Raw genomic sequence first — 13,086 nt, forward strand, 5'->3', positions numbered from 1 at the left:
TTCTTTTATTTTGATGCATGTGTAGGTATATATGAGTCATTATGCGGTGATGTCTCCCGAGTTGCGTGATTTACTAGAAAATAGCCAGTTTCTAACTGCTCTTGATCAGTATCTTTGCATTGATAAAATAACACATATTTCATTGGATGTTTTTGATACATTATTGCGTCGTGCATGTGATGAACCCTCGTGGGTTTTTGAGGAAGCAGCGAGACGGTTGCTAAATAGAGGTCTTAATCTGCCAATAGAGGCAGAAGATTATAGATTTTGCCGCCTCGAGGCTGAAGCTCGTGCTCGCAAACTAATTTCAGGTGAAGAAATTAGTTTTGACGATATTTTTGAACAGCTGCCTTTTAGTGATGAAATTAAGGCGGTGCTTAAAGTTGAAGAGCTGAAAGTAGAACGAGAAGTTCTTTATCCAGACCCGATTATTCAAGAAGTTTTGGTACGTGCACAACGTAAAAATAAACTGATTGTTTTTATTTCCGACATGTATTTGCCAGAAGTTTTTTTGCGCGACTGTATTTCAGAAAAATGCCCTGAAATTTCTTATAATTATCTGTTTGTTTCATCAAGTGTTGGGTTGACCAAGCAGAGTGGCGCTCTCTTTAGCCATGTAATTACTCAGATAAAGCTGAAACCAGAGCAAGTTTTGCATATCGGTGACAATCCCAGGGCTGATGTGCAGTCGGCACGGCAACATGGTTTGGCTTCATTGCATTTTGATATCCCAGAGAATCTGTCTGAGGTGTTGGAAAACGAGAAAGTTTATCGGGTAAATGTGCCATCGACCATGCAACATGCCAGGAAGCTGGCCGTCCTGTCGATGCCACAACAGCTTTCCGAGGAGGAGCAATTTTTCTACACATATGGCGCCTTCATCCTTGGACCCGTCCTGACGGCATTTGCCAAGTGGGTTCTGCAGTCAGCCAAACGACTGCAGGTAAAAAACATTTTGTCGCTGATGCGAGAGGGCGGGATCTTTGCTGCCTGTATCAACCGCCAGGTCGATTTTCAATCACAGCAGTACCCAGATATACGCTGTCAGACCTGTTATGCCTCACGCAAGGCAACCTATTTGCCCGCGATAGATGATAGCCAAGTGGAAGAGGCTGTTTCCCAGACCTTGATGCGCCGCAATTACACCGTTCGTGACTTTTTCAATGAATTTGGTGTTCAGGATGTCAGGTTGGCATCCTTTCTTGACATGCCACTGGCGCTTTTGGATCAAATTGCCATCGATGGGCAAGATGGTCTGCAACTGATGGCTGAAGTGTTTGAGCAAAATATCGAGCAGATCAAGAGCAGTATTCAGCAAAGCAGGCTGGACATGCGAGATTATTTTGTTGGCTTGACGGGAGATGCTCCCTATCTGCTAGTCGACTTGGGTGGCGGTGGGACGATTCCCTCTCAAATTAGCAAGGCCATGTTGCAACAGCCAATGAGCAGTCTGTTGCTCTACTGTAACCATAGAGGCAGCAAAAACTCCGTTATCACGCCGATCAGTGCCTTTATTCCGGTGCGTAACGATACCATAAAGGGGATCAAGAAGATTGCCCGTTCACCAGAGATTTTTGAAATTGTTCTCGTTGGTTTGGAAGGGAGCACACTGGGGTATCGGCGCACAGCGGAAGGGAAAGTTGTGCCGCGACAGGCAGAGGTCCGCTACAGTGTCCAGCATCAGCAAAATATCCGGAGTTTTGAGGCTGGAGTTAATGCCTATCAGTTATGGGACCAGTCGCTGGGCATCGCCGAATCCGATTTGAGTGAGCGCATCTCTTTTTTACGCATGATGGAGCGTCTGGTCGAGTGTCCGGTATCGAGCGAGGTGCACTATCTTGGTAATCTGGTTCATGAAGACAACTTTGGCTCGGAGCGTAGTTACAAGGTTATTAATTCCTCCGGGTTGGCGCGGATCCACTCAGAAGGAATAGAAACCTTCTATCGCAAGTTCAGTAAAAACATGTCTTATGGTGAGCGTTGGTTGGCTTGGCCACAAGGTTCCCTGAGTCGGCTGGATCCTGATTTGATGATGGATTTTGTCGGCTTACGCGATGCACGTTATAAGCATGCCCAAGCGATCGATAGACTTCTGGAATTGATGCAAAGTCAACATGCCACCGAAGTCATAGTGTATGGGGCGGGAGAATTCTTTGAGTGTCTGGCACCTGAACTGATTAAAAAAAGCATCCGTATCCGTACCGTGATCGATAAAAAAGCCAACTTTGGACACTACCAAGTGATGGGATATGACGTTATATCATTATCCGAGTGCTCAATTCCATCTGGTTCTGTACTGATTGTCGCGTCCGCCTCCTTTGTGGACGAAATAAAACGAGACATCTTTGCGACTATATCCAGCCAAGATGTGACCATATTGTCATTGAATTGAATTCCAAGGAAACCGACACATGCTGGATCTGTCGATGAAACATGCCCTGCCTTTTGATGCGTTATTGCATCAGGAACTGCTGTCCGGGAAACGCAAGGCGATTGCCTGGGGGGTGGCGGGAAATCTTTATTATCATGTGCTCCAATCCCCTTATCCATTCGTCGCCATCATCGATGGTCTTAACGGTCCTCAAGTCGGTCAGTTCGCCTGTGGCATTCCGATTGTAGGGCCAGATATGCTTAATAATTGCGCAGTAGAGGAGGTGGTCATTGTCATCTTTTCAGATTTACAGCAATTCGGTGGGCAGATTATCGAGCAACTAGGTCATTATGGCGACTATCCCTATATCACTCCCTATGTTGAGGCAACCTGCCAGCCATCGGCGATGTTGCAGCAAAAGCTTGAGCGGTTGATCCGCGAGCGTCGAGCACATCGGCTGCCCCAAGTAGTGCAGCGTGTCGTGCTATATATCCACTCCTTGGTCAAAGGAGGTGCTGAGCGGCAGATGGTATTGCTGGCCATCGGATTGCGCCAGCTGGGATGGGAAGTGCATTTGATCTCGGTGAAGAATAAGGGGTTGGAGGTTAATCACTGGGAGGCGCTTCTTCGCTCTCATGGTGTAGAGCTCTACTTCGTGCCTTCTGCCCGTGAGTGCTGGCCGAACTTGGAGCAGGAGGAAAATAGCTACCAGTTGGCTAATCAATTGGCACCCTTCTTTGAGCCCGGACTGCTTCACGGCATTCTCACTGCCTATGACTATATGCAACGTGTTCAGCCCAAACTGGTTATCGCCTATCTAGAAGACGGTAATGTCATTGCTTCTATGGCCGCAATTTTCGCGGGAGTAGAACAGATCATTATCTCTGGAAGGAGTGTTGCACCCTCAGAGTTTCCTGAATACCTGGCCGTTTATGATGAGTCGAGGTTGGCAGCTTACTATCGTCTGATGACCGAGGTGCCAGGAATCGTTTTGAGTGTTAACTCCATGGCAGGGGCGCAGTCGTATGCTCGCTGGCTAAATTTGCCTGAATCTAGCATCCCCGTAGTGAAAAATGCGGTCATGGCCAAGCGGGTTGAGGGACAAGAGCCTTTACAGCAGTTAGATATTCATTTATCGGCCCCAATATTGATGGGGATAATGCGACTGTCTCCGGAAAAGTCCCCATGTCGCTTTATAGAGGTTGTCGCTTCTGTCATTGCCAAACTTCCTCAAACCCATGCAATTTTAATCGGTGATGGACCATTGCGCTCAGAGGTCCTTGCTTGCATTGCGCAGCAGCCGTGCCGCGATAACATTCATGTCGTGGGTGTGAAAGATAATATTTTTGAATGGTTAAGTTGTGCCAGCCTGCTCATTTCCACCTCCAGTCATGAGGGAATGTCTAATGTTATTTTGGAAGCACAGGCACTTGGTTGTCCTGTTGTAGCGACAGATATTCCAGGAAATAGCGAAACTGTACTGACAGAGTTTTCTTGTGACTTGATTCCCTATGGGGAATGGGGTTTGATGGTTGAAAAGATAGTGTCATTATTAATGGGGAGTGGAGAGAAAACATCAGTTGGTTTGGTGGAAAAGATGAGTGAGCATTATTCACCACGTATACTTGCTGAAAAAACACTGGCACTGACTAATAAAAAATAAATCGGAGACGGAATATGGATGTTATCTTGTTCGGTGCTGGTGAAGTTTGTGATTCATTTATAAAAAGACTTCCTAAACGATTTTCAATATTGGCTATTGCTGATAATAACGAAAATTTACATGGTCAGTTTAAAGGTGAGCTTCCTATTATCTCTCCTGATGAAATTCATCTATATAAGCCAAATTTTATTATTCTCTCTTGTCTTCAGAGGCATGTCTCAGATATCTGTGCTCAACTCGTCAAATTGGGGCTGGATGATTTATATTTACCCTTTCCTTATGATGAGGAAAGTGAAATAAAATATCGAGAGAAGCAGGAAGTGAAAGGGCTAATCGGACGTGAGCTCGTGGATGAGATAATAGGAAGTAAAAACACTAGCGGTAGTGTATTTTATCATATATCACTTGGTAATCATTTCGAGAAATGCCGTAAACAATATATTTCAAAGCCGGTAAATCGATTTTTACATATAGGTTCTGGTCATTCCCTCGGGGTGGAGATATATAGTCTATTACGATGGGGCGGGGAGTGGACCGCGATCGAGCCATTCCCGGGACTAAGCGGGAAATATCCTTTCAATGATCATGTTTCAATGATTAAAGATTTAATGGGGCTTTTCAATGTCCCATGTAAGGTAAATGATGACATTGTATTTAATGATGATGTTGAATCATTCCATCTTCATGATCATCATGGCACTAGACTAAATTACTTTCCTGAGATAAAGCTTGAAGATTTCAATGATGATGAAAAATATGATGTATGCTATTCGTGTGCCGTAATGGAGCATGTTGTAGATATTAATTCATTCGTAGCCAAGACATTTGAGCTATTAGCATCAGGTGGTTTTGCTTTTCACTGGATTGACCTCCGAGACCACCGGGATTTTTCACGACCACTTGATTTCCTGACAATAGGCAAGTCAGAGTGGCGTGACCATTATGGTGATGCTGGCCACTTTTTACATGGTAATCAGCTGCGTTATAGTGATTATCGACAGATATTTTTACAATGTGGCTTCAGGATTGTTGCTGAAGATAAATATATGAAGAATGATAGAGAGCATATTCAGGAAGTCTCTGTCGATTTCGCAGATGAGTATGCATCACTGGGATGGGAGGATTGGGAAGTCGCTGGTGTGCTATTCGTTCTGGAAAAGCCATCGCATGATAGTTGATTATTCTATGATGTCTCATGCGTGACATCATGTGTTGGCTTACCTTTAGGGAGTTATAAAATGTGCGGTATAGCCGGAATAATGAGTATTCATGGTCAACATGATCCTGCGTGGTTGAAACAGCAGGCTAATAGAATGGCGGAGGCGATGACCTATCGAGGGCCTGACGACCGGGGTCTTTGGGAGTCGGATGACGGACGCTGTGTTCTGGCACATTGTCGATTGAGTATTCTGGATGTATCGCCTGCCGGGCATCAACCAATGCATGATGCACAGCAACGAGCCTGTATCGTATTTAATGGGGAGATCTACAACCATCTTCAGTTGGGGGGGCGTCTTAAAGACGCCGGCATATCATTTACTGGCCATTCTGATACCGAGGTATTGGTCAATGGCCTGGTACGGGAAGGTGCTGACTTTCTGACCCGGCTCGAGGGGATGTTTGCACTTGCCTACTATGATCGTGAGCGCAGGGAGTTGCTGCTGGCGCGTGATCCGTTTGGCGAGAAGCCACTCTATTATGCCGAGTTTGACGGTTTGTTGGTCTTTGCCTCCGAGCTGGCGGCTTTGACCCTGGTGCCAGGATTCCCTGCCCGCATTACGGTTGATACAGTCGCCCATTATCTGGCTTTCCAGCACCCCGTCGGGGAACGCACCCTGTATCAACACGCCAGAAAGTTGCTGCCGGGGCACTTGATGCGTGCCGTGACAGGGGCGGTCTCACAGGCAGAGCGTTACTTCCACTTTATCTGTGCCGGTGACCATATGCCGTCACGCCCGCTGGAGGAGCAGGTTGACCAGCTTGAGGATCTGTTGCTGCGTTCGTTATCGCGCCGCTTGGTCGCCGATGTGCCGGTGGGGGCTTTTCTCTCCGGTGGTGTCGACTCCTCGACGGCGGTGGCCCTGATCACCCGTCGTTTGCAACGGCCGATCCGCACCTTCTCCATCGGTTTTGAACAGGCGCCGGAGAGCGAACATGAGGAGGCTCGGGCTTTTGCCGATTTCCTCGGAACCGAGCACACCGAACAGCTGCTTCGTCCAGAGGCTTTTGTTGAACAGGTAGGTGATCTGGCGCGGCGCATGGATGAGCCCAATGCTGATACTTCCTGTGTGCCAACTTATATGGTCTCGCAGCTTGCTCGTCAGCAGGTCACCGTCGCGATTACGGGTGACGGGGGGGATGAGCTGTTTGGCGGTTATGGCCGTTACCTGCAGACACTGGTCGCCGCCGAGGGCAGAGAGCAACAGATGCAGGCGCGTAGCTGGCATCTTGGGCGGGAGTACTACTCTGGTCGCATCTTGCTGTATGCCGATCGCCAGTTGGAACAGTTGTTCGGTCGGATTCCGTCCGGTACTGGTGATCACTTGATGGCGCTGCGCAGGCGTATCGATATGGATAGCCGCCCGTATCTTAATCGCCTTCGTGAGGCCGATATTGCCAATTATCTGCCGTTGGTATTGGCCAAGGTAGATCGAATGAGCATGCTGCACAGCCTTGAGTGCCGCACGCCCTACCTGTCGACCGAAGTAGCTCAGTTTGCCGCAGGTTTGGCACAGTCAGAGCTGATTGCACAAGGACAGGGTAAGTTCCTGTTGCGCCAGTTGGCCAAACGCTACTTGCCGGCGGAATGGATCGACAGGCCGAAAAAGGGTTTCAGCATAGATCCGTTCAATCAACAGGCCAAACAGAGTGCGATTACGCAACTGCGTCAGCAGGCCTCTTCAGGCCAGCTCTGTCTGCATCAGTTTATCGCTCCCGACCGGTTGCGGATGTTGCTGGATAACCAGTTTGACGGTATGACCTTCTATCATGTTTGGGGTTTATTGGTGCTTGAGATCTGGTTGCAGTCCCATGAGTTCAATTTGTGAGATAACGCTTTGGGCTAAAAGTTATTAAATAATATTAATTATAATGACCGAGCCCACTATTATGAATATATTTTATGGCTATATAATAAAGGCGAAGAATTTTTGAAGTTTATAACTGCGGTTGAAATTATAGCCTTGTTTACATTGTTTGTGAAATATAATTCATTCGTGAATTGATAAGTCTTTCTTATAACTTCATATTATATGTTACGGGAGTTCTGTGATGGGTATGACGCCAGCTATGTTTAATAAAATGAAGAATCACTTTCCTGAAAACTTTAATTCGATAATTGAGTTAGGGTGCCAGCAGTTTTATTCATTAAACTCGGCAGAGATAATTGATGAAGAATTAAAGAATTATCAGGATGGTGATTTTACAAAATCTATGTATGAAAACCTAGGTTTAAAATATGATTCTGTGGATGTTTATGATGGGACAATATTTTGCGATTTTAATAGTCAGATGCTCGAGTTATCTCATCAGTATGATGTGGTAACTAATCTTGGAACTAGTGAACATGTTTTTAATCAATATAATGTTTTTGCGTCAATACATAACATTACAAAGAAAAATGGATTAATGATTCATTGTTTGCCTATGAAGCATTCCCCACATGGACTTTTTACATATAATGTTGATTTTTTCATTTCACTTTGTTTTTCAAACAACTATGAAGTCGTTGAGTTAGTATTTGGTTGGAGAGGTACTGATGGTGAGTATACATTTGGCTCATTGTCAGACGTCGTTGAGCATCAGACAACTGAACAATATGCTTTCCTAGTGGCTAGAAAATGTCTGGAAGATAAATTTGTTTCTCCGCAGCAGATAATATATAACCCTTTGATTTCTATTGATAAGGTGATAGCGTTGTGCTCTGGTGACATCTATTTGTTGAGCCAAGTTGTTCAATATCCTTTCACGGATAATGTTCTAAATCATACGCTCATCTTCGATGAGGTAAGCAATAGTTATTCTGAAGTACTTCTATATGGTGCTGGTCATATCGGACAGGCCATTTTAAAATTTTCCAAGCACAGGAAAAAAATTAATATTATTGTTGATGAACACTCGCATGCTATGAATGACTTCAAGGTTAACACGTTGGGGGATTTAGATGCTATTAATTCACCAGTCTATATAGCATCGGATTTCTATCGAGAGGAAATTAGACGTGCTTTATTGATGAAATTTGATGGGAGAGTTGTTTTTTTAAACTGATAAATAGCTATAGATATTATAAGTTATTTTATTACTTTCCTTTTGTTTTTAGTCTCCAATTTTTTATGAATTACTCTTTAAATTTATCCTTTGATTCTTCCTTGACGAACCAGTTCGAGCTAGTGTATTGATTTTTAGAGATTCCTATATGTTATAGATTGTTCATTTTTTGAAAAAATGGTATTAATCGCATCAGTTATTATTTAAAGCTGGTAATTTTATTCGACGTATTGTTAACACAGGGTTGTGGGGGCGGCGTGAACATTGTTGTTTTTGATTTCAATAAGAGTGTCGGTGGTGCGGAGACATTTAACTGTAGATTTATTGACTATCTTGTTGGATTAGGTGATTCCGTTGCCGTAGTTGGATACGAGGACTCTGCACTTTTTGGGCTATTGGATAACAAGAGTGTAAAGATAAAAAAGTATATCATTCCAGAAATGGATGATTTCTTTGTTTCTATTTCAAATCAATCGTATCTGGGGGCACTTGGACAGAAAATTATTGATGATTTTTTTGGGGAAGATATATATGTTCTCGCTTCATATTTTGAAGTTTTGCATAGGGCTATGCATGTCTTCAATGGAAATAAAAGAGTTCATATATTGACTGGGATGTTGCATCCAGAAGCTTGGAGTATCTGGGAGCCAGGGATTGGATTTAACGCATCTCGTGCATTCAAACCAAAGTTAATTAATGAAACTTGGCACTACCAGCGCCAATTATTATTAAAGTTGGATCGAGCACATGCAATCTGGTATCCCAATGACATATATCGTAAATATAATTCTGAGTATTTTTCTGTTCCACTTAATCATCACTCATCTGCCACTGTTCCTGTTGAGCCCGTAACACAAAAGATACGGTACAATATTTCTGCTCCAGAAGAGTTTATGAAGGTGCTCTGGCTCGGGAGATTTGACTTTTTCAAGAATGAAAGCATCTTGAGTTTTATTGACAGCTTGAATGTTGTTCTTAACAATAAACCTCAGCTGCATATACTTTTTGATTTGATAGGATATGGATATGCTCTCTATGAGGATGAAGTTGAATCATATAAAAAGCTTGCGCATGAACGCCTTGAAATTCGTATCTTAGGAAAGAGAAATGAATCTGATATATACAGCCTAATTGAATCTGAAAAATATCATTTCGGTGTTGCAATGGGCTCCTCAGCATATCATCTTGCAATGATCGGATTACCTGTGATTGCCATAGACTCTTGTGTTAAAGGATACCGTCGTCTAGTGAAAGGGGTGTGGCTTGATGAAGCTTCAGACGAGTTTGATGAAGGCTCAAGTCTTTATCTCTCGCTAATTGGGGAGTCTTCCCCACAGCGAAATGATATTCATGTTATGCTTGAAGATGTATTCCAATATGGTTTTCTCGAAAATAAATCAAGAAGCTGCTGCAACTATGTTGAACAGTTTCATAATATTGACGTTATTTTGCCGAAAATCAGAGGTTTTTTACTTGAAAGTTCATTTTCAGAGAAATTTACGTATCGATTTAAACGAAATTTGCCAGATGAGTTTTACTATCGGTTTGGAAGAAAAAGAAATATTAAAATAGCTATTTTTGGCACTGGCTCTGGCGCAAAAAAATTCTATGGAAAACTTCATTCTGACCTTGTTTTTTCTGACAGGGAAATAAAGGTGAAGTGTTTTTTTGATAATGACGATAGTAAATTTGGTGCTATATTTTGTAATGCCCCAATAGAAAAGTTTACACTGGAGGCCACCAATGAACTTGATGTGGTTATTATTGCTTCTGATTACTGGCCCGAGATTAAAGCACAGATGATTTCATGTGGTTTAACACGTTCAAAAATATTAAGAGCATACTAACTTGCATAAAAAGATAGCAATCATTCAATCTAATTATATTCCTTGGATAGGCTACTTTGATATTATAAACAGGGTGGACGAATTTATATTTCTTGATTCTGTCCAGTATACAACAAGAGATTGGCGTAACCGCAATAGGATTATGACCACACAGGGTGCTGTATGGTTAACAATACCCGTATGTCATGTTGATAGAAATCAGAAAATATCATCCACAAAAGTTGTCGATAATCTATGGTGTCAGAAGCATTTTGCTATAATTAAAGAGCGATACAAAAAGGCGCTTTTTTTTGATAGATATATAGATGAAATTAAATCATGGTATGAAGATGCACGTGAATTTGAGTATATCTCTGATATAAATATCATGTTTATTAAAAAAATCATGCATTTATTAGGGATCACCACCCCCATCTTTACGGATAGTCATTACTTGAATGGAGGGGGATTTAGCGATGCAACGGAAAGACTGATCGTCATTGCTGAAAGAGCTGATGCAAGTATTTATTTTTCTGGGCCGGCGGCAAAAAATTATTTAGATATCGGGCGCTTTGAAGAAAGGGGTATCGGTGTTGCCTGGATGGAATATCCTGAATATGCTCGCTATCCCCAGAACGGACCTGGTTTTGATTGCCGCGTCAGTATTATCGATGCTTTATTATGTGCTGGCGGTGATTTTGTTCATAGCGAACTAAATTATTAGTAGGAGGACTCATGGCTAAATATGGTTTCTATGATCGACTGTCATCGGAGTTTCCATCACAGGTCATTGTAGATATTGCTGAAATTTGTAATTTAAGATGCATACATTGTCCACACCCTCAATTTAAAGAGTCTGAACATTATTCCGCAAGATTGTTAGACCCTGAACTAAACAAGAAGCTGATCGATGATATAAGAGACAATAGCGACGGACATTGCCAGTATATACGATATACCAGCAATGGTGAGCCACTTATGCATCCACATGCACATGAAATGATCCAGTATGCTGTCGAGCATAGTGGCACGTTTGTCACGTTAACCACTAATGGTACAGTTCTTAATGAGAAAAAACTAAAACAGTTATTAGAAAGTGGCCTTCATATGATTGATGTCAGCATTGATGCCTTTAACGATGAGACTTATGCGAAGATTCGTGGCGGGCGTCTTGAGCAAGTGCGACGTAATATAATTAGAATGATCGAACATATCAAGACAGGGCAATACAGAACTCGTATTGTTGTGAGTTTTATTCGTCAGGCAGGAAATGAAGATGAGGTAGATGATTTTTCTCTTTTTTGGAAAAATCAGGGAGCTGATGAAGTGCTGATCAGGAATTTACATTCGGCGGCAGGTATGTTGGCTCAAGGGGAAGCTCATTCCCATGAGTCAAGGCGCCCATGCTTATATCCATGGGAGCGTTTGACCCTGGATCCAAAAGGTGAGCTTTCTTTTTGCCCGACAGATTGGGCGTATGCATCCAGTTTCATTGATTACAGGAAGACAACGCTAAAAACTGCTTGGCAGGGAGCATTTTTAAACGAACTGCGAGAGGCTCATCTTAATAACGATTTCAAATGCCATACTTTTTGTGGGCAATGTCCTGATTGGAGACTGACAACATGGCCTGATTCAGGAAGAAGTTATGCAAATCTTGTCAGTGACATTAAGGTTATTATGAAATGAAATCATATCGCAATTGGATACCATATAATCGCCCCAATAATATTGGCCATATCACTGAAAGTGATGGAGAATGTTTAGGTATCGGTGTTAATAAAAAAAAATGTGAGGAACTATTACAAGATATATATAATGCAAGGCGAGTTTTTTTAACGCCATCCTGTAGTGCATCTTTGGAGATGGCAGCTTTAGCGATGGATTTGCAGCCAGGGGATGAGGTAATACTGCCAAGCTTTACATTTGTTACCTCTGCAAGTGCTTTTGCCTTAAGGGGCGCAAAATTAGTATTTGTCGATATCAGGACAGACACTTTGAATATAAATGAGCAGCTTATTGAAGAGGCTATTACAGTTAGAACGAAAGCCGTAGTGGTTGTTCACTATGCCGGTGTTGCATCAGAAATGTCTTCTATAGTCGATATATGCAATCGCTATAATCTTGTATTGGTTGAAGATGCTGCACAAAGTATCATGTCAACATATAAAGGACGGCCACTTGGTTCAATTGGTCAATTTGGCTGCGTCAGCTTTCATCATACTAAAAATATTCATGCCGGTGGTGAGGGCGGGGCTTTTTTAGTAAACGAAGATAAGTACCATGGTATATGTGAAATCATTCAGGAGAAAGGAACTGATCGTTCAAGGTTTTTGCGTGGAGAGGTTGATAGATATACATGGCAAATTTTATCATCTAGTTATGTAATGTCAGAGGTTCAAGCTGTAGTCTTGTTGCAGCAATTACAAAACGCGAGAGAAATTACGAATGCTAGATTAAAAAAATGGCTTTTTTATCATACATGTTTATCTGAGTTGGCTAATGCTGGAGTGCTCACACTTCCTGCCGTTCCGGCACATGTTGAGCATAATGCTCATATATATCATATAAGAACAAGATCCCCTGACGAACAACAGGGATTATTTAAATTCATGCGCAATCTTAATGTGGAAGTTACCTCACACTTTGTACCTCTGCATTCTAGTCCGGCTGGTATTCGATATGGTAGATTTCATGGCGATGATATAAATACCACAGCGGTTTCTAGAATGCTGTTACGTTTACCTTTACATGCAAGCCTGACTGAGTCGGAGCAAGTATTCATTATTGATGCGGTCAGACACTTTTTTGTAGTCAATAATTAAAGCTAATCATAAATTTAAATGAATTAGATGCATTTTATTAATTATCTTATAAATATTCATAAGCTATAATATTTGTAATATACATATGGATATTGGCACTCAGTAAGATAATGATTTCACCTTAGCGTATAACCA

9 protein-coding genes are annotated in these 13,086 nt (G+C 42.5%); all 9 read left to right on the forward strand.

What is annotated here, in order from left to right; translation table 11 throughout:
- Positions 1–31 precede the first annotated feature (31 nt).
- The 9 genes from G5179_RS12415 to rffA all read left to right on the forward strand — a co-directional run bounded on the left by G5179_RS12415 (position 32) and on the right by rffA (position 12,951).
- Positions 32–2,392 carry an HAD family hydrolase gene (locus tag G5179_RS12415; protein ID WP_421258469.1) on the forward strand — a complete coding sequence of 787 codons (2,361 nt, stop codon included), beginning with the start codon at positions 32–34 and terminating at the stop codon, positions 2,390–2,392.
- Positions 2,393–2,411: 19 nt separating this feature from the next.
- Positions 2,412–4,034: a glycosyltransferase gene (locus G5179_RS12420; protein ID WP_129505121.1), complete on the forward strand. Its 1,623-nt coding sequence runs from the start codon at positions 2,412–2,414 to the stop codon at positions 4,032–4,034.
- 14 nt (positions 4,035–4,048) lie between these two features.
- On the forward strand, positions 4,049–5,212 hold the full coding sequence (locus tag G5179_RS12425) for a hypothetical protein (RefSeq protein WP_421258470.1): 1,164 nt from the start codon (positions 4,049–4,051) through the stop codon (positions 5,210–5,212).
- 60 nt (positions 5,213–5,272) lie between these two features.
- On the forward strand, positions 5,273–7,081 hold the full coding sequence (gene asnB / locus G5179_RS12430; RefSeq protein WP_129505123.1) for an asparagine synthase (glutamine-hydrolyzing): 1,809 nt from the start codon (positions 5,273–5,275) through the stop codon (positions 7,079–7,081).
- Between the two features lie 220 nt (positions 7,082–7,301).
- Complete coding sequence (locus G5179_RS12435) at positions 7,302–8,300, forward strand: hypothetical protein (protein ID WP_421258471.1); 999 nt, start codon at positions 7,302–7,304, stop codon at positions 8,298–8,300.
- Between the two features lie 257 nt (positions 8,301–8,557).
- Positions 8,558–10,147 (forward strand): hypothetical protein, encoded by a 1,590-nt coding sequence (locus G5179_RS12440; protein WP_227340777.1) that lies wholly within the window; start codon positions 8,558–8,560, stop codon positions 10,145–10,147.
- Position 10,148: 1 nt separating this feature from the next.
- A complete protein-coding gene (locus G5179_RS12445; protein WP_129503725.1) occupies positions 10,149–10,850 on the forward strand; it encodes a WbqC family protein in 702 nt (233 codons plus the stop codon).
- Positions 10,851–10,861: 11 nt separating this feature from the next.
- Positions 10,862–11,815, forward strand: a complete 954-nt coding sequence (locus G5179_RS12450; protein WP_216953974.1) for a radical SAM/SPASM domain-containing protein — start codon at positions 10,862–10,864, stop codon at positions 11,813–11,815.
- Positions 11,812–12,951 (forward strand): dTDP-4-amino-4,6-dideoxygalactose transaminase, encoded by a 1,140-nt coding sequence (rffA, locus tag G5179_RS12455; RefSeq protein ID WP_421258472.1) that lies wholly within the window; start codon positions 11,812–11,814, stop codon positions 12,949–12,951. Before G5179_RS12450 ends, rffA begins: the two co-directional genes overlap by 4 nt.
- Positions 12,952–13,086 lie beyond the last annotated feature (135 nt).

The sequence above is a fragment of the Aeromonas sp. 600886 genome (assembly GCF_049174935.1).
In the GTDB taxonomy this organism is placed as follows: domain Bacteria; phylum Pseudomonadota; class Gammaproteobacteria; order Enterobacterales; family Aeromonadaceae; genus Aeromonas; species Aeromonas veronii_A.

Coding starts and splice junctions, on each gene's coding strand:
- G5179_RS12415 (WP_421258469.1), top strand. CDS start 32: ATGAGTCATTATGCGGTGATGTCTCCCGAGTTGCGTGATTTACTAGAA.
- G5179_RS12420 (WP_129505121.1), top strand. CDS start 2,412: ATGCTGGATCTGTCGATGAAACATGCCCTGCCTTTTGATGCGTTATTG.
- G5179_RS12425 (WP_421258470.1), top strand. CDS start 4,049: ATGGATGTTATCTTGTTCGGTGCTGGTGAAGTTTGTGATTCATTTATA.
- asnB (WP_129505123.1), top strand. CDS start 5,273: ATGTGCGGTATAGCCGGAATAATGAGTATTCATGGTCAACATGATCCT.
- G5179_RS12450 (WP_216953974.1), top strand. CDS start 10,862: ATGGCTAAATATGGTTTCTATGATCGACTGTCATCGGAGTTTCCATCA.
- rffA (WP_421258472.1), top strand. CDS start 11,812: ATGAAATCATATCGCAATTGGATACCATATAATCGCCCCAATAATATT.